The organism is Pseudomonas sp. NY15364, assembly GCF_048068235.1.
In the GTDB taxonomy this organism is placed as follows: Bacteria; Pseudomonadota; Gammaproteobacteria; order Pseudomonadales; family Pseudomonadaceae; genus Aquipseudomonas; species Aquipseudomonas mendocina_D.
In genome coordinates this window covers 102,356-121,176 of the sequence record NZ_JBLUPX010000005.1, presented here as the reverse complement: position 1 = coordinate 121,176, position 18,821 = coordinate 102,356, and the positions used below count along the sequence as shown (strand labels likewise).

The 18,821-nt window shown below is 63.1% G+C and carries 19 protein-coding genes; 6 read left to right on the top strand and 13 right to left on the bottom strand.

Annotated features, from left to right (window positions below):
• Positions 1 to 11 precede the first annotated feature (11 nt).
• From ACNFCJ_RS06575 to ACNFCJ_RS06565, 3 genes are all read left to right on the top strand, one after another.
• Positions 12 to 953: a 2-hydroxyacid dehydrogenase gene (locus tag ACNFCJ_RS06575; protein ID WP_416770471.1), complete on the top strand. Its 942-nt coding sequence runs from the start codon at positions 12 to 14 to the stop codon at positions 951 to 953.
• A 241-nt stretch (positions 954 to 1,194) separates the two neighbouring features.
• Positions 1,195 to 2,118 (top strand): ABC transporter ATP-binding protein, encoded by a 924-nt coding sequence (locus ACNFCJ_RS06570; protein ID WP_416770469.1) that lies wholly within the window; start codon positions 1,195 to 1,197, stop codon positions 2,116 to 2,118.
• Positions 2,119 to 2,263: 145 nt separating this feature from the next.
• Entirely contained in the window at positions 2,264 to 3,025 is a 762-nt protein-coding gene (locus ACNFCJ_RS06565; protein ID WP_041977426.1) for an ABC transporter permease, read from the top strand.
• Positions 3,026 to 3,279: 254 nt separating this feature from the next.
• Here the strand turns inward: ACNFCJ_RS06565 and ACNFCJ_RS06560 are convergent, their stop codons facing one another.
• From ACNFCJ_RS06560 to ACNFCJ_RS06550, 3 genes are all read right to left on the bottom strand, one after another.
• Complete coding sequence (locus ACNFCJ_RS06560; protein ID WP_416770467.1) at positions 3,280 to 3,672, bottom strand: protease inhibitor I42 family protein; 393 nt, start codon at positions 3,670 to 3,672, stop codon at positions 3,280 to 3,282.
• A 159-nt stretch (positions 3,673 to 3,831) separates the two neighbouring features.
• Entirely contained in the window at positions 3,832 to 6,228 is a 2,397-nt protein-coding gene (gene lon, locus ACNFCJ_RS06555; protein WP_416770465.1) for an endopeptidase La, read from the bottom strand.
• Positions 6,229 to 6,289: 61 nt separating this feature from the next.
• On the bottom strand, positions 6,290 to 6,994 hold the full coding sequence (locus tag ACNFCJ_RS06550; RefSeq protein ID WP_416770463.1) for a hypothetical protein: 705 nt from the start codon (positions 6,992 to 6,994) through the stop codon (positions 6,290 to 6,292).
• A gap of 241 nt (positions 6,995 to 7,235) precedes the next feature.
• Between ACNFCJ_RS06550 and ACNFCJ_RS06545 the strand changes: the two genes are divergently transcribed.
• Positions 7,236 to 7,985: a helix-turn-helix domain-containing protein gene (locus tag ACNFCJ_RS06545; RefSeq protein ID WP_416770462.1), complete on the top strand. Its 750-nt coding sequence runs from the start codon at positions 7,236 to 7,238 to the stop codon at positions 7,983 to 7,985.
• Between the two features lie 277 nt (positions 7,986 to 8,262).
• Here the strand turns inward: ACNFCJ_RS06545 and lpcA are convergent, their stop codons facing one another.
• From lpcA to minC, 6 genes are all read right to left on the bottom strand, one after another.
• The gene (gene lpcA, locus ACNFCJ_RS06540; RefSeq protein WP_037003644.1) at positions 8,263 to 8,850 is read right to left on the bottom strand and encodes a D-sedoheptulose 7-phosphate isomerase; all 588 of its coding nucleotides are present in this window, start codon (positions 8,848 to 8,850) and stop codon (positions 8,263 to 8,265) included.
• A gap of 8 nt (positions 8,851 to 8,858) precedes the next feature.
• Positions 8,859 to 10,148, bottom strand: a complete 1,290-nt coding sequence (locus tag ACNFCJ_RS06535; RefSeq protein ID WP_416770460.1) for a M18 family aminopeptidase — start codon at positions 10,146 to 10,148, stop codon at positions 8,859 to 8,861.
• Positions 10,149 to 10,333: 185 nt separating this feature from the next.
• Positions 10,334 to 10,969 carry an RluA family pseudouridine synthase gene (locus tag ACNFCJ_RS06530; RefSeq protein ID WP_143506050.1) on the bottom strand — a complete coding sequence of 212 codons (636 nt, stop codon included), beginning with the start codon at positions 10,967 to 10,969 and terminating at the stop codon, positions 10,334 to 10,336.
• A 149-nt stretch (positions 10,970 to 11,118) separates the two neighbouring features.
• The gene (minE, locus tag ACNFCJ_RS06525) at positions 11,119 to 11,373 is read right to left on the bottom strand and encodes a cell division topological specificity factor MinE (protein ID WP_004423407.1); all 255 of its coding nucleotides are present in this window, start codon (positions 11,371 to 11,373) and stop codon (positions 11,119 to 11,121) included.
• Positions 11,370 to 12,185 carry a septum site-determining protein MinD gene (gene minD, locus ACNFCJ_RS06520; RefSeq protein ID WP_084341516.1) on the bottom strand — a complete coding sequence of 272 codons (816 nt, stop codon included), beginning with the start codon at positions 12,183 to 12,185 and terminating at the stop codon, positions 11,370 to 11,372. Before minD ends, minE begins: the two co-directional genes overlap by 4 nt.
• Before the next feature lie 100 nt (positions 12,186 to 12,285).
• A complete protein-coding gene (gene minC / locus ACNFCJ_RS06515; RefSeq protein ID WP_143506051.1) occupies positions 12,286 to 13,014 on the bottom strand; it encodes a septum site-determining protein MinC in 729 nt (242 codons plus the stop codon).
• 218 nt (positions 13,015 to 13,232) lie between these two features.
• Here minC and ACNFCJ_RS06510 point away from each other — a divergent pair, with 218 nt between their 5' ends.
• Positions 13,233 to 14,165, top strand: a complete 933-nt coding sequence (locus ACNFCJ_RS06510) for a lipid A biosynthesis lauroyl acyltransferase (protein ID WP_416770458.1) — start codon at positions 13,233 to 13,235, stop codon at positions 14,163 to 14,165.
• A 35-nt stretch (positions 14,166 to 14,200) separates the two neighbouring features.
• Complete coding sequence (locus ACNFCJ_RS06505; protein WP_416770457.1) at positions 14,201 to 15,382, top strand: patatin-like phospholipase family protein; 1,182 nt, start codon at positions 14,201 to 14,203, stop codon at positions 15,380 to 15,382.
• Positions 15,383 to 15,388: 6 nt separating this feature from the next.
• Here the strand turns inward: ACNFCJ_RS06505 and ACNFCJ_RS06500 are convergent, their stop codons facing one another.
• From ACNFCJ_RS06500 to ACNFCJ_RS06485, 4 genes are all read right to left on the bottom strand, one after another.
• Positions 15,389 to 16,243, bottom strand: a complete 855-nt coding sequence (locus ACNFCJ_RS06500; protein WP_416770456.1) for a pirin family protein — start codon at positions 16,241 to 16,243, stop codon at positions 15,389 to 15,391.
• A 109-nt stretch (positions 16,244 to 16,352) separates the two neighbouring features.
• Complete coding sequence (locus ACNFCJ_RS06495) at positions 16,353 to 17,123, bottom strand: VacJ family lipoprotein (protein WP_143506055.1); 771 nt, start codon at positions 17,121 to 17,123, stop codon at positions 16,353 to 16,355.
• Entirely contained in the window at positions 17,116 to 18,414 is a 1,299-nt protein-coding gene (locus ACNFCJ_RS06490) for a serine/threonine protein kinase (protein ID WP_416770454.1), read from the bottom strand. Before ACNFCJ_RS06490 ends, ACNFCJ_RS06495 begins: the two co-directional genes overlap by 8 nt.
• A gap of 156 nt (positions 18,415 to 18,570) precedes the next feature.
• The gene (locus tag ACNFCJ_RS06485; protein WP_099522227.1) at positions 18,571 to 18,795 is read right to left on the bottom strand and encodes a DUF2061 domain-containing protein; all 225 of its coding nucleotides are present in this window, start codon (positions 18,793 to 18,795) and stop codon (positions 18,571 to 18,573) included.
• Positions 18,796 to 18,821: the final 26 nt, after the last annotated feature.

Here is an 18,821-nt window from a genome sequence, read left to right as displayed (position 1 = left end):
CAGGAGGAACCATGAGCAAACCCAAGGTGCTGCAGATCGGCCCGCTGAGCGAGCGTTTCAACCGCGAGCTGGCTGAGGAGTACGAGGTCAGCGCGCTGTGGCAACAGGCCGAGCCGCTGGCATTCCTGCGTGAACAGGGCGAGCAGTTCGTCTACATGGTGTCCTCGGCACGCTTCGGCTGCACGGCTGACCAGCTCGCGCTGCTGCCGAATCTGCGCGCAATCTGCAGTTTCGGCGTGGGCTACGATCCCTATCCGCTGGATCTGTTGCGTGATCGCGGCATCGTCCTCAGCACCACGCCGGACGTGCTAAACGACTGCGTCGCCGACCTGGCCATGGGCCTGATGATCGACAGCGCACGACGCCTGTCCGAGGCTGATCGATTCGTGCGCAGTGGCGCCTGGAACAGCACCACGGGTTTCCCGCTGGCGCGTCGGGTCAGCGGCAAGCGCCTGGGCATCGTCGGCCTTGGCCGCATCGGCGAGGCAGTGGCCTTGCGCGCCTCCGGTTTCTCCATGCCGGTGAGTTACCACAATCGCCGTGCGCTCGAGGGCAGCCCTTACCAGCACGAGCCGGATCTGCTGGCGCTGGCGCGCTGGGCGGACTTCCTGGTGCTGACCTGTCCGGGCGGCAAGGCCACCCATCACCTGATCAACGCCGAGGTGCTCGAAGCACTCGGCCCGGATGGCTTTCTGGTCAACGTCGCGCGTGGTTCGGTGGTCGATGAGGCCGCGCTGATCACGGCGTTGCAGCAGAAGGTGATCGGCGGCGCCGGGCTGGACGTTTTCGAGCGTGAGCCTCAGGTACCGGCGGCGCTGCGCGAACTGGACAACGTGGTACTGCTGCCGCACGTCGGCAGCGCCAGCGTCGAGACGCGCCAGCAGATGGCCGATCTGGTGCTGGATAACCTGCGTGCCTTCATCGCTACCGGCGAGTTGCTGACTCCATTGTAGGGCGGCTGCAACCCGCCAACCGAGGCGGCGGGTTTCACCCGCCCTACGGTTCTGAATACGCCGGGTTGGCAATCGCTGCCTGGCCTATCGTTGCACCGTCACGAGCGGTGCAATCGTTCCTTCCCTCCTTGCAGCACCCCCCGGCGCACCACAAGTGCGCCGTTTTTTCTTCCGCGCGCTGATGTCGGTGCCTCATGCCCTGTAAGCTGTTGCGTTTTCCGCAGGCAAGGGACAACCCACCGTGCAGTCGGTCATTTCCATCCAGCAACTGAACAAGATCTATGCGTCCGGCCATCCGGCGCTGCAAGGCATCGACCTGGAGATTCGCCAGGGCGAGATTTTCGCCTTGCTCGGCCCCAATGGCGCCGGCAAGACCACCCTGATCAGCATCATCTGCGGCATCGTCAATCCGGGCGAGGGCAAGGTGCTGGTCGGCGGCAAGGACATCGTCCGTGACTACCGCGCGGCCCGCTCGCAGATCGGCCTGGTGCCGCAGGAACTGGTCAGCGACGTGTTCGAAACCGTCTGGGCGACAGTCAAGTTCAGCCGTGGCCTGTTCGGCAAGAAGCCCGACCCGGACTACCTGGAGCAGCTGCTCAAGGACCTGTCGCTATGGGACAAACGCAACGCCAAGATCATGGAACTGTCCGGCGGCATGAAGCGCCGGGTGATGATCGCCAAGGCGCTCTCGCACGAGCCGCAGATTCTCTTCCTTGACGAGCCCACCGCGGGCGTCGACGTCGAACTGCGCCGCGACATGTGGAACATGGTGCGGCGCCTGCGCGAGCGCGGTGTGACCATCATCCTGACCACCCACTACATCGAAGAGGCCGAGGAAATGGCCGACCGCATCGGGGTGATCAGCAAGGGCCGCATCATCCTGGTGGAAGACAAACAGGTGCTGATGCACAAGCTGGGCAAGAAGCAGCTGACCCTGCACCTGCAGCAGCCGTTGTCCTGCGTGCCGGCCGAGCTGGCGCGCTATGGCCTGGAGTTGGCCGATCAGGGCCATGCCCTGGTGTTCACCTTCGATGCGCAGCACGAGAACACCGGTATCGCCGAACTGCTGCGCGACCTGGCCCAGCACGGCATCGACTTCAAGGATCTGCAGTCGAGCCAGAGCTCTCTGGAGGAAATCTTCGTGTCACTGGTCTCAGGCCGATGAGAAGCTACTGCGCTCGCCCAGGCTGCGTTGAAATCAGGCTCGGCCTGCTCATGTACAGCGCGTACACTCCGCGGCCTCGCCCGATTTCGCCTTGCCTGACCTTCGCTCGCTACGCTTCTCAGCGCCCTGAAATGGAGATTTGCGCATGAACCTGTACGCCATCAAGGCCATCTACCTGTTCGAGCTGGCGCGCACCTGGCGCACCCTGCTGCAGAGCATCGCCACGCCGGTGATCAGCACCTCGCTGTATTTCGTGGTGTTCGGCTCGGCCATCGGTTCGAGCATGACTCAGGTGCACGGCGTGAGCTACGGCGCCTTCATCATTCCCGGGCTGATCATGCTGGCGCTGCTGACCGAGAGCATTTCCAATGCCTCGTTCGGCATCTACATGCCCAAGTATTCCGGGAGCATCTACGAGATTCTTTCGGCGCCGGTGTCCTACCTGGAGATCCTGATCGGCTATGTCGGGGCGGCGGCGACCAAGTCGGTCATCCTCGGCCTGATCATCCTGCTCACGGCGAGGCTGTTCGTCGACTTCGAGATTCAGCATCCGCTGTGGATGGCGGCGTTCCTGGTGCTCACTGCACTGACCTTCAGCCTGTTCGGCTTCATTATCGGCGTCTGGGCTGATGGTTGGGAGAAACTGCAGATCGTCCCGGCGCTGATCGTCACGCCGCTGACCTTCCTCGGCGGCGCCTTCTATTCGATCAGCATGCTGCCGCCAGCCTGGCAGACGGTGACCCTGTTCAACCCGGTGGTGTACCTGATCAGCGCCTTCCGTTGGAGCTTCTATGGCGTATCCGACGTCAATGTCGGTGTCAGCCTGGCGATGGTGCTGGGCTTCCTGGCGCTATGCATTCTGCTGGTGGGCTGGATCTTCAAGACCGGTTACCGGCTCAAGAGCTGAGGCCATTCGCGGCTGAAGCCGCTCCTACATAGGTCGCGTACGCCTCTGATTGTAGGAGCGGCTTCAGCCGCGAAACGCGGAAACGAAAGGGGCGCATGAAGCGCCCCTTGTTCGTTTGCAGCCTGTAGGGCGGGTGCAACCCGCCATGAATAGGTAGCGGGTTGCACACGCTCTACGGATTCGTGGGAGGCGCTTTAGCGGCGATTGATGTCGATTAGTCGCGGCTAAAGCCCCTCCCACAGAAGCACTTCAGGTCACTTCACCCGCACTTCACACTCGAAGGTTTCCGCTGGCGGCACGTTCGGCTCCCAAGGCTGCTGGTAGGTCAGCAGCAGGCGACCTTCGCCTGGCTCACGTGCGGTGAAGCGCCAGGTGGAGATGCCGCCAGCACCTACCAGTCCAGCGTCTTCCGGGTTGCTGTAGACCTCGGGGCCGAGGCTCTGCAGTACGCCCGGCGCAGCATCACGCACGTCCCATCGAAACCCGGTGGTGGGGTTGCTGGGCAGGGTGAGAATCAGCTGCTGGCCCTTGTTCAGCGTCAGCGGGCACTGCCGATCTTTCTTCAGCTCCAGCGTGCCGGATTGATGGGCGCAGGCCGTAAGCAGGGCCAGGGCTGGCAGGATAAGCAGGCGCAAGGTGGCGTGCATGACGAACTCCAGTCGACGAAACCTGGCTCAGCATAGCGGCATAGACCTGTCGGTGGCGACCGTAGAGACGCACGGTTTGCTCTAGGAGCGAGCTCTGCTCGCGAATGTCGGCGACGCTGAAAAGCTTCGCGAGCAGAGCTCGCTCCTACATATGCTTCTTTAGTCGAACAGCACCTTGGCCACGTCCCCATAGCGCTTGGCGAAGTGCACGGTCAAACCTTCCTTGAGATAGTCCGGCAGCTCCTCGTAACTGCCACGGTTGGCCTCCGGCAGGATCAGCTCGAAGATCTTCTGCCGCCGCGCCGCGATCACCTTTTCGCGCACGCCACCGATGGGCAGCACCTGGCCGGTGAGGGTCAGCTCGCCAGTCATCGCCACGCCTTTTTTCGGCGCCTGGTTGCGCGCCAGGGAGAGCAGCGCACTGGCCATGGTGATGCCGGCGCTGGGGCCGTCCTTGGGCGTGGCGCCTTCCGGCACGTGCAGGTGGACGAAGGCCTGGTCGAAGAAGCTCGGGTCGCCGCCGAACTGCTTCAGATGCGAGCTGACGTAGCTGTAGGCAATCTCCGCCGATTCCTTCATCACCTCGCCGAGCTGGCCGGTGAGCTTGAAGCCGCGATTGAGCGTATGTATGCGCGTCGCCTCGATCGGCAGGGTGGCGCCGCCCATGCTGGTCCAGGCCAGGCCGGTGATCACTCCGGTGCCGGCCAGCACCCGTTCATTGCGGAACACCGGCATGCCGAGGGCTTCTTCCAGGTCTTTGGCGCCGATGCGGATCTTCGCCTCGGGATCCTCCAGAAGTTTGACCACCGATTTGCGCACCAGCTTGCCCAACTGCTTCTCCAACTGACGCACGCCAGCCTCGCGGGCATAGCCTTCGATGACTGCACGCAGCGCTGCATCGCTGATGGACAGTCGCGCCTTCGGCACGCCGGCCTTGTCCAGTTGCTTGGGCCACAGGTGGCGCTTGGCGATGGCCAGCTTTTCCTCGGTGATGTAGCCGGACAGGCGGATCACTTCCATGCGGTCGAGCAGCGGCCCGGGAATCGAGTCGAGGGTGTTGGCGGTGCAGACGAACAGCACCTTGGACAGATCCAGGCGCAGATCCAGGTAGTGGTCGAGGAACTCGACGTTCTGCTCCGGATCGAGGGTTTCCAGCAACGCCGAGGCCGGATCGCCCTGGTAGCTGGCGCCCATCTTGTCGATCTCGTCGAGCATGATCACCGGGTTCATCACCTCGGCTTCCTTCAGCGCCTGTACCAGCTTGCCGGGCATGGCACCGATGTAGGTGCGGCGATGACCCTTGATCTCCGCCTCGTCACGCATGCCGCCCACCGAGAAGCGGTAGAACGGCCGGCCGAGGGATTCGGCGATGGACTTGCCGATGCTGGTCTTGCCCACGCCGGGTGGGCCGACCAGCAGCACGATGGAACCGGCGATCTCGCCCTTGAAGGCACCGACGGCCAGGAATTCGGTGATGCGCTCCTTGATGTCGTCCATGCCCGCGTGGTGCTTGTCCAGCACCTTGCGCGCGCGGCCGAGGTCGAGCTTGTCCTGGCCATGGATGCCCCAGGGCAGAGCCGTTGCCCAGTCCAGGTAATTGCGGGTGACAGCATATTCCGGCGAGCCAGCTTCGAGGATCGACAGCTTGTTCAGTTCCTCGTCGATGCGCTTCTGCGCGGGCGCAGGCAGGCTCTTGCCTTCGAGGCGGGCGAGGAACTCCTCACGGTCGGCGCTCTTGTCGTCCTTGCTGATGCCCAGCTCCTGCTGGATCAGCTTGAGCTGTTCCTTGAGGAAGAACTCGCGCTGGCGCTCGCCGATCTGTTTGTTCACCTCGGCCGACAGCTCCTTCTGCAGGCGGCCGACCTCCACCTCCTTGCGCAGCAGCGGCAGCACCTTCTCCATGCGCTTGAGCATGGGTACGGTGTCGAGCACCTCCTGCAGCTCGCGGCCCGGGGCGGTGGTCAACGCGGCGGCGAAGTCGGTGAGCGGCGACGGATCATTGGGGCTGAAGCGGTTCAGGTAGTTCTTCAGCTCTTCGCTGTACAGCGGGTTGAGCGGCAGCAGCTCCTTGATCGCGTTGATCAGCGCCATGCCATAGGCCTTGACCTCGTCGCGCGGGTCGTTGGGCGCCTGCGGATATTCGACTTCGGCCAGGTATGGGCCGCGGCGGCTGAGCCAGCCGCGAATGCGCACGCGGGTCAGGCCCTGGGCAACAAACTGCAGTTTGCCGCCTTCCTCGCTGACATGGTGCACGCGCACCAGGGTGCCGTGTTCGGGCAGGCTGTCGAGATCGAACTCGCCGTGCTCGTCCGGTGGGGTGTCGACGAAGAACACCGCCATGCACTTGTGCTCGGTGTTGCCAACACGGGTGAGGGTTCGGCCCCAGGGTTGCTCGTTGACGATCACCGGCAACACCTGGGCCGGGAAGAACGGGCGGTTGTGGATGGGGATGATGTAGAGCTTGTCCGGCAACTGCTGCGCGGGCAATACCAGGCCGGTGCTATCGGCCTGGACGTGAACTTCGACGGTTTCCGGGGTGTTGTCCTGATCGTTCATGGAGCACCTTTACGTGTACGTTGGGAGCTACATGGGGCGACCGCAGGGTTATTTCAACGGTTCACTCAAGAGTCAGGCGAATGCCCAGCAGGCGCTGTTCGATCAGCGGAGTGAGCAAGGCAAAGCATTCGCCTGGGGTGAGGCGAATTCGCGGTGCCTCGATCAGGTCGCTCTGCAGGCGTTCGAGCAGGGCGAGCAGGTGCGGATCCTGTTCCTGGTCGAACAGCCGGTTGCAGAGAAAGCGCAGTTGCATCTGCAAACCGGGCGGGCAGCGTTGGTAGTTGGCCGCGCGTACGGTCAGACCGCGCAGCCTGGCGAGGTCTTCAAGCGAGCGGCAGGACTCACCAAGACCACGAACGCCAGGGTGGTGATGGTGACGGTAGAGGCGATCTTCGAACTGTTCGATCACGCCCAGCAAGGCCTCGATCAGCCGGCAATGCGCATCGAAGTCGGCTGGGTTGCGGCGTAGCCGTGGCCAGTGCTGCTGCAGTGGCGGCAATTGCAGGTCGGTGTCGGACCAGCCAAGCCAGAGCCCGTCTAGCTGGTGCGCCAGCGCGTTGCGCTGGGCTACACCATCGGCGTCCTGCTGTGCGCCCAGGCCGCGGTGTTTCTGCAATGCCTGAAGCAGGTCGAGGCAGCGCCGTACGATATCGGCGTCCGCCTGTTTGCCTGCGTGGTCACGACGCGTTCGTACGCGTCGCAACAGGCCATAGGCCAGTGCCAGCAACGTGGCCAGCACGAGGAGAATCAGTGTTGCGTCACTCATTGGGGCTCGCTTGTTGTACCGATTGCAGGTTCGAAGCAACTCTCCTGCCAGTTGCCGCAACTGTGGAATATGGTCTGATAAACGCTTGGTAAGTGCACGTTAATGGAGCCTGATGGTATGCAGTGGTGTGCTTTCTTTCAGGTTGCTATAGGTGCAACCATCTCGCTGATGGGAGGTTGCGGCGTTTTCCCTCTGAAAGGAGTAAAGTGCAACCCTTGTTTCGTGCCGCCAGTCTTTTGCGATGTTGCAAGCCCGTGTGATCCGCCTGGATGAACAGGCCCATGAACATGCCCACGATCATCATCAGCTGGTGATGTCCCTGATCGGGCGCGCCGAATTTGAAGTCGGCGGCCGCGGTGGGGAGGTCTGTCGCATGCGCGCCTGTCTGGTGCCAGGCGACGCCGCTCACCAGTTCGCCGGCATGGGCGACAACCGCATGCTGATTCTGGATCTGGACGAGCAGGACACCCCCAGTGAAGACCTGGAGCTGCTCCATCGTCTGTTCGAAACACCTCGCTATCCCGCCCTTGATGTCGATTTTCAGCACCTTCTGACCTATGCCGGCGCCGAACTGGAACGCTATGGCAGCGACCCGATCCTCGCACGTTCTCTTGGTGGCGTCCTGCTGCGGGCCTTGCACCTGCGCCTGTTCGGCGAGCAGCGCAGGCAGCCGCGAGGGACACTGGATCTGCAACGCCTGAACGACTACATAGCTGAACATCTGGCCCGGCGGATCAGTGTTGCCGAACTGGCTCAGGAGATGTGCCTGAGCCCCAGCCACTTTCATGCCCTGTTCAAGGACAGTGTCGGCCTGACCCCGCATCAGTACCTGCTCAAGACCCGTCTCGACCGCGCTGCGCGAATGCTGCGTGAGAGCAATCTGCCGCTGGTACGCATCGCCGAGGAATGTGGCTTTTCCAGCCAGAGCGCCCTGACCACGGCCATGCGCCGTTACATGGGGCTGACCCCGAAGCGCCTGCGCGCCGCCTGACTCGCGCTTTTGTGGGAGCGAGCTCTGCTCGCGAAGCTTTTGCTGCTGCTGTTCGCGAGCAGAACTCGCTCCTACAGGGCTGGCAGTTTAGGAGAGCGGCGCCTGTCACCTTGTTGAACACGCCACCACAATAGCGGCGGCGTAACCCAGCATTGGCGCAACGCCGAAGATCGCCCAGCCGAGTAGGGTGGGCTTCAGCCCACTAGTCAGCCTGCATGCCATGTAGGCCGACGATGGGCTGAATCGGATCGCCGTCCAGCCCCCCCCCTACCCATTCTCAGGCGTAGTTCTGCGGGCTCAGCTTGCGCTCGATCAGTTCGATGAGGATGTGCAGGGTCTTGATGTGCAGTTCCTGCACGCGGTCGGCGAAGTCGCCGCCGGGGGCGCAGATGCACACATCGGCCAGGCTTTCCAGCAGTGAGCCGGGCTTGCCGGTCAGGGCGATCACCTTCACGCCCAGCGTCTTGGCGGCTTCAGCAGCCTTGACCACGTTCGGGCTCTTGCCGCTGGTGCTGATGGCGATCAAAACGTCTCCTGCGCGGCCGTGGGACTCGATGTAGCGCGAGAAGATGAAGTCGTAACCAAAGTCGTTGGCCACGCAGCTGATATGGCTGGGGTCGCTGATCGACACGGCGGCGATGCCGGGACGGTTCTTGCGGTAGCGCCCGGTCAGTTCCTCGGCGAAGTGCATGGCGTCGCACATCGAGCCGCCATTACCGCAGGAAAAGGCCTTGCCTTTGTTCTCGAAGCTTTCAACCAGCAGTTCAGCGGCCTTTTGGATGTTGCCCAGGGTCTGCTCGTTGGCGAGGAAGGCCTCCAGCGCGCGCTGGGCTTCCTGCAGGCTGTTGCGGATATGTTCGATCATCTCGGGCCTCAAGGCAGGTCGCTGCTGGAATAGAAGGCGGTCAACACTTTCACCAGGTGATCCAGATCATGGCTGCCGGCCAGTTCGCGGATCGAGTGCATGGCGAAGGTCGGCAGGCCGATGTCGACCGTGCGCACGCCAAGCTGGCTGGCTGTGATCGGGCCGATGGTGGAGCCGCAGCCCATGTCGCTGCGCACCACGAAGCTTTGCACCGGTACTTCGTTTTCCAGGCACAGGTGGCGGAAGAAACCGGCGGTCTCGCTGTTGGTGGCGTAGCGCTGGTTGCTGTTGATCTTGATCACCGGGCCGGCGTTGAGCTTGGGCCCGTGGTTGCCGTCGTGCTTGTCGGCGTAGTTGGGGTGTACGCCGTGGGCGTTGTCCGCCGACACCAGCAGCGAGCGCTGGATCGCGCGAACGAAAGCATCGCCGCCAGGCAGTACGCGGCGCAGCACCTGTTCGAGGAAGGGGCCGTCGGCGCCACAGGCGGAGCAGGAGCCGACTTCTTCGTGGTCGGTGCAGACCAGTACGCAGGTTGCCTCGTCATCGGACTCGATCAGTGCCAGCAGGCCGGCGTAGCAGGACAGCAGATTGTCCAGGCGGGCGCTGGCGATGAAATCCTGGTTGAGACCGACGATGGCGGCGCTCTGGGTGTCGTAGAAGCTCAGTTCATAGTCCAGCACTGCGTCCGGGTTGAAGTCGTGCTCCATGGCCAGCTGTTCGGCGAGCAGCGCGCGGAAGTCGGCGGTTTCGCTGCTGGCCAGTTGGGCCAGAATCGGCGGCAGTTCGTTCTGCGGATTGATCGCCCAGCCCTGGTTGGCTTCACGGTTGAGGTGGATGGCCAGGCTGGGGATCACGGCGATGGGCTGGTAGAAGTCGATCAGTTGGCTTTCGACCTTGCCATCGCGGCGGTAGGTCACGCGGCCGGCCAGCGACAGGTCGCGGTCGAACCAGGGGGCGAGCAGGGCGCCGCCGTAGACTTCCACGCCGAGCTGGAAGAAGCCCTGGCGCTGTAGTTCCGGATTCGGCTTGACGCGCAGGCAGGGGCTGTCGGTATGGGCACCGACCAGGCGAATGCCGCCATCGACGGCCGGGCGCTTGCCCAGCTTGAAAGCGATGATCGAGGAGTCGTTGCGGGTCACGTAATAGCGGCCGCCGGCTTCGGTCTGCCAGGGCGCGCGTTCGTCTAGATGGCGGTAACCCGCGGCTTCCAGGCGCATGGCCAGGCTGGTGGTGGCATGGAAAGGCGTCGGCGAGGCGTTGAGAAAATCGAGCAAGCCTTGGATCAGTTCTTCGCGCATAGGGACTCCGGGCAACGATGGCGCGAGTGTAACCAATTTGCATCGCGCTGTGCCGGCTGCGCACCTGTTTGGGGCGATAGTTTCAGGCTATCTGCGGGTAGGGAGCGCTGCGCGTCTGCCGTCTGAGATTGCCCCGTCGCCTTTGCTGGTGCGCATTGCGCACTCTACGGGAGGGGAGGGAGTTATCAGAACGGCGCCGGGCATTCGAAGCGCAGACGTTCGCCTGTTTGCGGATGGGTGAGGGCGAGCATGCTGGCGTGCAGGCACAGGCGCTCATGGGCGGCCAGGGCCTGTTCGTGGGCGTAGAGACGGTCGCCCAGCAGCGGATGACCGATGGACAACATATGCACGCGCAACTGGTGCGAACGGCCGGTGATGGGTGTGAGCTCGACCCGGCACCAGTCGCCGCAGCGTTCGACGATGCGCCAGTGGGTCAGGGCATGCTTGCCCAGTTCGTGATCGACGACGTGACGCGGCTTGGTCGGCGGGTCGTAGCGCAGCGGCAGGTCGATGCTGCCGCTATCGGCCTGCGGCTGGCCCCAGCACAGGGCGGTGTAGGCCTTCTCGGTTTCGCGGTCGTGGAACTGGCGCGACAGCTCGCGGTGGCTGTCGGCATCGCGGGCCAGGACGATGATGCCGGATGTTTCCCAGTCCAGCCGATGGACGATGCGCGCCTCGGGGTAGCCGTTTTCCTGTAGGCGGGTGACCAGGCAATCCTTGTTGTCATCGGCGCGGCCGGGCACCGACAGCAGTAGGGTGGGCTTGTTGATCACCAGCAAGGCGGCGTCCTGGTGGAGAATTTCGATCTGGCTAAGCGGCATGGGGCGTTCGCAACGGTCTGGTAGGAGCGAGCTCTGCTCGCGAAAAATGCAGGTCACCGATATTCGCGAGCAGAGCTCGCTCCTACGGGCTATCGAGGGCTACAAACGAACACGGCGGCCGAAGCCGCCGTGAGCGCAACTGTACTCGATTAACGATCCGGCAGAGTGATGTTCAACTCCAGAATCGAGCAGCTGCCCTGGTTTTCCAGTGCAACCTGTACCTGGTCAGAGTCGATGTTGACGTACTTGCGGATCACTTCCACCAACTCCTGCTGCAGGGCAGGCAGGTAGTCCGGCTGAGTACGCTGGCCACGTTCGTGGGCAACGATGATCTGCAGGCGCTCTTTGGCGATGGATGCGGTGGTTTCCTTCTTGCGCGAACGCAAGAAGTCAAAAATATTCATTCTCGACCTCCAAACAGGCGCTGCAGGAACCCCTGCTTCTTCACATCCAGGAAGCGGTGCGCGACTTCCTTGCCAAGCAGGCGATCAACAGCGTCGCTGTAGGCCTGGCCGGCATCGCTTTGGTCATCGAGGATGACCGGGATGCCCTGGTTGGATGCCTTGAGTACGGCCTGGGATTCGGGGATCACGCCGAGCAGGCGGATGGCGAGGATTTCCTCGACGTCTTCGACGCCGAGCATTTCGCCCTTGGTGACGCGCTCGGGGTTGTAGCGGGTCAGCAGCAGGTGTTCCTTGATAGGGTCTTCGCCTTTCTCGGCGCGGCGCGATTTGCTCGCCAGTAGGCCGAGCATGCGGTCGGAGTCACGTACCGAGGACACTTCCGGGTTGGTCACGACGATGGCTTCGTCGGCGAAATACATCGCTAGGTGTGCACCCTTCTCGATACCAGCAGGCGAGTCGCAGACCACGTATTCGAAATTCTGCGACAGCTCATTGATGACTTTCTCGACGCCTTCGAGGGTCAGCGCGTCCTTGTCACGGGTCTGGCTGGCGGCCAGCACGTAGAGGTTCTCGAGACGCTTGTCCTTGATCAGGGCCTGAGTGAGGGTGGCTTCGCCGTTGACCACGTTGACGAAGTCGTACACCACGCGGCGTTCGCAGCCCATGATCAGGTCGAGGTTACGCAGGCCGACGTCGAAGTCGACGATGACGGTCTTGTGGCCGCGCAGGGCGAGGCCGGTACCGATGGCGGCGCTGGTGGTGGTTTTACCGACGCCACCCTTGCCGGAAGTGACTACGAGGATCTTGGCCAAGGTGATTCACCCTAAAAATGAATAAAACGCGGGAATCCGTCAGCCAATTGAGGCTTCCAGATGCCTTTTTGTGTCCGTAAAAAAGTGGCCGCAGTATCCGTTAAAGGCGGGTGATGTTCAACACGTCACCCGACAGGCTGACATGTACCGCATCGCCCCACAGCGGGTCGCGGCGCAGGTCTTCGGCGACCTTGTAATGGCCGGCGATCGACAGCATTTCGGCGCCCATTTGCTGACAGAAAATCCGTGCCTTGGTGTTGCCCTTGATGCCCGCCAGAGCGCGGCCGCGCATGGGCGCGTAAACATGGATGTTGCCATCGGCGAGAAGTTCCGCCCCGGCGCTGACCGGCGCCAGCACGATCAGATCGCCACCCTGGGCATAGACCTGCTGCCCGCCGCGCACCGGGCTGGTGATGATGCGGCTGGGTTTGTGCTCGGGTTCGGCGGGCTTTTCTACAATTTTTTTCGGCGCAGGATCGAGAGGGCGTTCGCGTGCGCCGGATGGCGGCAGTACTGGCAGATCCATGGCTTCGGCTGCGGCGACATCGCTTTCGCGAGAGGCTCGGATGGCCAGGGTACGCAGGCCGTGGCGGCGGCAGACCGCCATCAGCTCGGCCAGGTCCAACTCGCCTTCGCCTTCCGGCAGTTTGTCCAGGGCCAGTACCAGCGGCGTATTGCTGAAGAAGGCCGGGGCCTGGGCGACTTTTTCCGTCAGTTGCGCATCGAGGCGTTCGAGATCGTTGTGCGCCAGTTCCATCACAGTGATGGCGAGCATGCTGCCCTTGAGCTGGAATACGGGGTCTTGGGCGAGGAGGTCGGCTTGGCTCATGGTGATGCGATGGGCCTTCTGGCGAGTCGAAAGATGCCCGGACTTATAACGAGATAGCCCGCATGCCGCAAGCCGCCTGAGCAGACGAGTCCGACCGGAGGCGAAGCTGTCCCGCCGCTGGGCGGTCGCCGTGACCAGCATGGCTCGCAGCGAAGCCGCCGAGCGAGGGGGAAAACTGCGTTAGAATGCGCGGCTTTGTATGTGATCGGAAACGCCTCATGGATCGCCCCCGCTTTCGCGCCTATTTTCTTCATCCGCGCTTCTGGCCACTGTGGCTGGGGTTCGGGTTGCTGTGGCTGGTGGTGCAGCTGCCTTACGCGCTGCAACTGAAGCTGGGGCGGGCACTGGGCTGGCTGATGTATCGCACGGCGAGCTCGCGCCGGCAGATTGCCGCGCGCAATTTGGAGCTGTGTTTCCCAGGCAAGAGTGCTGCCGAGCGCGAACGTCTGTTGAAGGAGAATTTCGCCTCCACCGGTATCGCCTTCTTCGAGATGGCCATGAGCTGGTGGTGGCCCAAGGCGCGCCTGGCTCGCCTGGCGCATGTCGAGGGCCTCGAGCATCTGCAGCGGGCGCAGGCCGAGGGGCAGGGCGTGATCCTCATGGCCGTGCATTTCACCACCCTGGAGATTGGCGCCGCTCTGCTCGGTCAGTTGCACACCATCGACGGCATGTACCGCGAGCACGACAACCCGCTGTTCGACTACATCCAGCGCCGTGGCCGCGAGCGCCACAACCTCGATGCCACCGCCATCGAGCGTGAGGATATTCGAGCGATGCTCAAGGTGCTGCGTGCCGGTCGCGCCATCTGGTATGCGCCGGATCAGGACTATGGGCGCAAGCAGAGCATCTTCGTGCCGTTGTTCGGTATCCAGGCGGCGACGGTTACCGCCACCACCAAGTTCGCTCGCCTGGGCAAGGCGCGCGTGGTGCCCTTCACCCAGCAGCGTTTGGCCGACGGCAGCGGTTATCGCCTGGTGATCCATCCGCCGCTTGAAGGCTTCCCGGGTGACAGCGAAGAGGCCGATTGCCTGCGCATCAATCAGTGGATCGAGCAGGTGGTGAGCGCCTGCCCGGAGCAGTACCTGTGGGCGCATCGTCGCTTCAAGACGCGTCCCGAGGGCGAGCCGAAGCTGTACGGAAAGCGCGCGTAGCCCATCTATACTGCAACGAAAAACAGGATCGCCCGATGACCGTGATTGCCAGTCCCGATGCGCCCGTTACCGGGTTGATCCTCTCTGGTGGTGGGGCACGGGCGGCCTATCAGGTGGGCGTGCTGTCGGCCATTGCCGACCTGCTGCCGGACGCCTCGCACAACCCCTTTCCGGTGATAGTTGGCACCTCGGCCGGGGCGATCAATGCCGTCAGCCTGGGCTGTGGCGCACTGCAGTTCGGCGAGGCGGTACGGCGCCTGACCTCGGTCTGGCAAGGCTTTCATACCCACATGGTGTACCGCAGCGATTGGCCGGGCGTGCTGCGCCAGGCGGCACGCTTCGTTGGCCACAGCTTGCTCGGTCTGGGGCGCGATGTGCCGGTGGCCTTGCTCGACAGTTCGCCATTGCGCGAGTTGCTGGAGCGCGAGCTGGATTTCTCTGGTATCGCGGCGGCGGTGCGTCATCGCCAGCTGCGTGCCGTGGCGGTGACGGCCTTCGGCTACGAAAGCGGGCAGGCAATGACCTTCTACCAAGGCCGCGCCACCATCGACCCCTGGTTCCGCCACCGCCGCGTGGGTGTGCCGGCGCGGTTGCAACTCGACCACCTGCTGGCTAGCGCGTCGATCCCGCTGATCTTTCCGCCGGTAAAGATCAACCGCGAATATTTCGGTGACGGTGCGGTGCGCCAGGCAGCCCCGATCAGCCCCGCGCTGCACCTTGGCGCCAGCCGCGTGCTGGTGATTGGAGTCAGTGGCAACGCGCACGGTGATCCGCAAGTGCCTGCTCCGGTCAACCCTGCCAACCGCCCGCCGAGCCTAGCGCAGATCGGTGGGCATATGCTCAACAGCACCTTCATCGACAACCTGGAAACCGATATCGAGCTGCTCGAGCGACTCAACCAGATGAGCGCGCTGGTGCCGCCTGAGCGGCGCCCGCGCGGTTTGGGCTTGAATCCGGTGGATGTGCTGGTGATCGCGCCGAGCCAGCCGCTGGATCAGATCGCCGCGCGCCATCAGCGTGAGCTGCCCAAGGCGCTGCGACTGTTTCTGCGTGGGCCGGGTGCGACCAAGGCGGGTGGGGCGGGCGTGCTCAGTTACCTGCTGTTCGAGCCTGGCTATTGCAACGAACTGATCGAACTAGGCTACCAGGACGCGATGACGCGCAAGGCCGACCTCTGCCGTTTTCTCGGCTTGACCGAAGTCGTCCAGTCCGCCTGATTCAGCTCAGGCCAGCACGCCATCACGAAAATCGCGCAGGGCCTGTTCGATTTCCTCGCGGCTGTTCATCACGAACGGCCCGTACTGCACGATGGGCTCGTTCAGCGGTGTGCCGGCGATCAGCAGCACTCGCGCACCCTGGGCGCTGGCCAGGTGCAGCTCACCCTCGTCGGACAGGCGCACCAGGTGCCCGGCACTGACCGGTTGAGCGCTGGCCCCAGGCAGCTCCAGCAAACCCTGGTAGACGTAGAGCATCACCCGCTGACCATCGGCCAGGCGCGGTGAGATCTGGCTGCCGGCTGGCAGATTCAGGTCGAACAGCTGAGGCTGGGTGTGCGGACGTTGCACGGCGCCAGCCTGGCGGATATCGCCGTCATCGAACTCACCGGCGATCACCACCACCTCGGCACCGGACGCGGTGTTGATGCGCGGGATCTCGCTGGCTGGAATGTCGCGATAACCCGCTTCGCCCAGCTTGTCCTTGGCTGGCAGGTTAAGCCACAGCTGGAAGCCGCGCATGGCTCCGGACTCCTGCTCGGGCATCTCGCTGTGGATGATGCCGCGCGCAGCAGTCATCCACTGTACGCCGCCGCTGCCGAGCAGACCGACGTTGCCCAGGTGATCCTCATGGCGCATGCGCCCCTCGAGCATGTAGGTGATGGTCTCGAAGCCACGATGCGGGTGCGGCGGGAAGCCGGCGATGTAGTCGTCGGGATTGTCGGTAGAAAACTCGTCGAGCATCAGAAACGGATCGAAGCGCTCCAGGCCGGGGCCGCCGATCACGCGGTTGAGGCGCACACCGGCGCCGTCGGAGGCGGGTTGGCCGGACTGGATGCTGATGACGCGGCGTTGCGAGGTCATGGCGAGCTCCTTGAATGGTAGGCATGACGCCATGCTAGTCGCATTGAATCGATATTTGGGTGGAAAATTTACGGGTTATGCATCGATAAAGTCGATGCATAACCCTTGCTCAGTCGGCGATCTTCAACTTGCGCGACTCGTGATAAAAGAAGCGCAGCTTTTCGTACTCGAATGGCGAGTTCAGCTGGCCGTAGCGGAAACCGGTGTTGGCGCGGGTATCGACCACGCGCAGCACGGTAATGCCTGGGTTGCTGCGGCTGGCGTCGGCCACATCAAGGTAGTTGACCGCATTCTCCAGGCTGTAATCCGCCACCAGTCCACCGGTATCGCGCAGGTTCGACGGGCCTAGCAGCGGCAGCATCAGGTACGGGCCGGCAGGCACGCCGTAGTAACCCAGCGTCTGGCCGAAGTCTTCGCTCAGGCGCGGCAGGCCCATCTTCGTCGCCGGGTCCCAGACGCCGCCCACTCCGAGTATGGTGTTGAACAGCAAGCGCGCGGTGCTATTCATCGCCCGCTTGCCCTTGAGCTGCAGCACGCTGTTGGCCAGCGTGGGGATCTCGCCGAGGTTGTTGAAGAAGTTGTGCACGCCGGTCTGCACCAGATTGGGCGTGACGTAGCGGTAGCCGTCGACCACGGGCAGGAACACCCACTGATCGAAACGGTAGTTGAAGTGGTAGACGCGGCGGTTCCACGACTCCAGTGGGTCATAGACCTGCAGGGCGTCGCTGGAGGCGCGTTCGAACTCCTGTTGATCCAACCCAGGGTTGAATTGCAGGTTCTGCAGCGGATTGGTGAAGCCGTCTGCGTCGACCTGGCCTTCGGCCAGTGTCTGCCCGCTGGCCAGCAGCAGGGCGAGGATAAGGGTACTGTGCTTAACCACGGAAGAACTCCAGCATGGCGTCGCTGTTGACGCGATAGTTGAGGTTGCCGCAGTGCCCGCCACGCGGGTAAAGGGTCAGGCGCTCGCCAAAGGTGCGGCGCAGGAAGCCGATATCGCCTGGGCCGAGGATCAGGTCGTCGGCATTGTGCATCACCGAGACCTTGTCGCTGCCTTTGAGGTAGTCCTCCAGGGCATAGAGGCTGCTCTTGTCGATCAACTGGTTGAGGCTGCCGCCGTCATAGCGCGCACGCCACATGGGCATCAACTGTTCGGCGATGTAGCAATCGAAGTCGCAGCGCAGGGCCATCTGGAAGAATGGCGTGAGGCTGGTGCTCTCGGTGATGCGGTAGTCGCGCGGAGTGATCAGGCCACGGCGGTTGAGCAGGTCCGAAGTGAAGACGATATCGGCCGACGAGAAGCGGAACGAGGTGCCGATCAGCATTGCCATCTGCTCGTCGGAGAGCTTTTCCTTGGATTGTTGGAAGTCGTAGAGCATGGCCTCGTTGATATCGAGGTAGCCCTTGTCGTTGAAGTAGCGAGTCAGCTTGCCCAGCACCAGGTCATAGAAATTGGTGCTGTTGTCGATGCCTTGCACCTTGGTCTGCACCAGCTTGTCCAGGTTGCTGACAGAGGTGTAGAGGTTGACCGGCGGGTTGAGCAGCAGCACGCGTTTGAAATCGAAGGCTCGGCGGGTTTCGTCCAACTGGCTGACGAAGGCGGCATGCAGCGCCCCCAGGCTGTAGCCGGTCAGCAGGAACTCGCTGACCTCCAGCTTTGGATGCTGAGCACGCACGGCCTGCATGGCGCGGTACAGATCGTCGGCATCATCCGGGCTGTAGCCTGGCGTGGCCGAGCGCGAGGCAGCGGCCATGAAGTCGTAGCTGGTCGGCGACGACAGCTGCACGACATGGAAGCCTGCGCCGTAGAACAGCTTCTTCAGGTACTCGGTGGTGCCGCTGGCGTAGTGCGCGCCGGTGCCGGAGATGATGAAAATCAGCGGCGCACGACCGTTCTGCTGGGCCAGGCGGTAACGCAGCTTGGTCACCGGCCAGAAGTTGTCCAGCAATTCAAACTCACGATCCGGCCGCAGGCGTACCGAGTAGTCGCGTTGCCGGATGTCGCCATCGGCCGGCAGCGTCGGGCGCAGCTCCGGCGGCGTGGTGGCGATGGTCGCCTCGAAAGGGTTGGCCAGTGGGTAGCCGTAGCTTTCGGCATCCACGTCGGCGGCCATCGCGGAGGCACAGAAGACCAGGCCGCCGAGCAAGGCGGCGAGTCGGGCAAGGCTGGGCATGTATTAAGCCCCTTTGAATAAGAGAACGTCTGGGTTGAGCAGCTGGCTTATGACAGCAGCAAGCGGGGCAAAGTGCCAGACTATCCTGCCTTATCTCAAGGAAACATGCGTAGCCGCAACAAGAGGCGCGCGACCACTGACTTCAGGCTTTTTCAATCAGGCGTGGTGGTGCAGCCAGGCATGCTTTGGGCGCTCTGCCGCAGGCTGACGACGGCGCTCGAAACGCTGCCAGACCTTCTCGTGGAAGTAGAAGCCCACCGAGTTGCACAGGGGCTCGATGGCCGCCACCATGCCGCTGGCTGCGACACTGCCAGTCAGGGCATAGGTAACGGCGAAGGCGATGCAGAAGTGCATGATGGTGAAGGTCAGGGTCTTGAGCATGATGCACCTCGTTGAGAATCATTTCG

Bases quoted from the DNA above. Each gene is read 5' to 3' on its own strand.
- ACNFCJ_RS06575 (WP_416770471.1), top strand. From the start codon at position 12: ATGAGCAAACCCAAGGTGCTGCAGATCGGCCCGCTGAGCGAGCGTTTC.
- ACNFCJ_RS06565 (WP_041977426.1), top strand. From the start codon at position 2,264: ATGAACCTGTACGCCATCAAGGCCATCTACCTGTTCGAGCTGGCGCGC.
- ACNFCJ_RS06560 (WP_416770467.1), bottom strand. From the start codon at position 3,672: ATGCACGCCACCTTGCGCCTGCTTATCCTGCCAGCCCTGGCCCTGCTT.
- lon (WP_416770465.1), bottom strand. From the start codon at position 6,228: ATGAACGATCAGGACAACACCCCGGAAACCGTCGAAGTTCACGTCCAG.
- ACNFCJ_RS06550 (WP_416770463.1), bottom strand. From the start codon at position 6,994: ATGAGTGACGCAACACTGATTCTCCTCGTGCTGGCCACGTTGCTGGCA.
- ACNFCJ_RS06545 (WP_416770462.1), top strand. From the start codon at position 7,236: ATGTTGCAAGCCCGTGTGATCCGCCTGGATGAACAGGCCCATGAACAT.
- lpcA (WP_037003644.1), bottom strand. From the start codon at position 8,850: ATGATCGAACATATCCGCAACAGCCTGCAGGAAGCCCAGCGCGCGCTG.
- ACNFCJ_RS06535 (WP_416770460.1), bottom strand. From the start codon at position 10,148: ATGCGCGAAGAACTGATCCAAGGCTTGCTCGATTTTCTCAACGCCTCG.
- ACNFCJ_RS06530 (WP_143506050.1), bottom strand. From the start codon at position 10,969: ATGCCGCTTAGCCAGATCGAAATTCTCCACCAGGACGCCGCCTTGCTG.
- minE (WP_004423407.1), bottom strand. From the start codon at position 11,373: ATGAATATTTTTGACTTCTTGCGTTCGCGCAAGAAGGAAACCACCGCA.
- minC (WP_143506051.1), bottom strand. From the start codon at position 13,014: ATGAGCCAAGCCGACCTCCTCGCCCAAGACCCCGTATTCCAGCTCAAG.
- ACNFCJ_RS06510 (WP_416770458.1), top strand. From the start codon at position 13,233: ATGGATCGCCCCCGCTTTCGCGCCTATTTTCTTCATCCGCGCTTCTGG.
- ACNFCJ_RS06505 (WP_416770457.1), top strand. From the start codon at position 14,201: ATGACCGTGATTGCCAGTCCCGATGCGCCCGTTACCGGGTTGATCCTC.
- ACNFCJ_RS06500 (WP_416770456.1), bottom strand. From the start codon at position 16,243: ATGACCTCGCAACGCCGCGTCATCAGCATCCAGTCCGGCCAACCCGCC.
- ACNFCJ_RS06490 (WP_416770454.1), bottom strand. From the start codon at position 18,414: ATGCCCAGCCTTGCCCGACTCGCCGCCTTGCTCGGCGGCCTGGTCTTC.
- ACNFCJ_RS06485 (WP_099522227.1), bottom strand. From the start codon at position 18,795: ATGCTCAAGACCCTGACCTTCACCATCATGCACTTCTGCATCGCCTTC.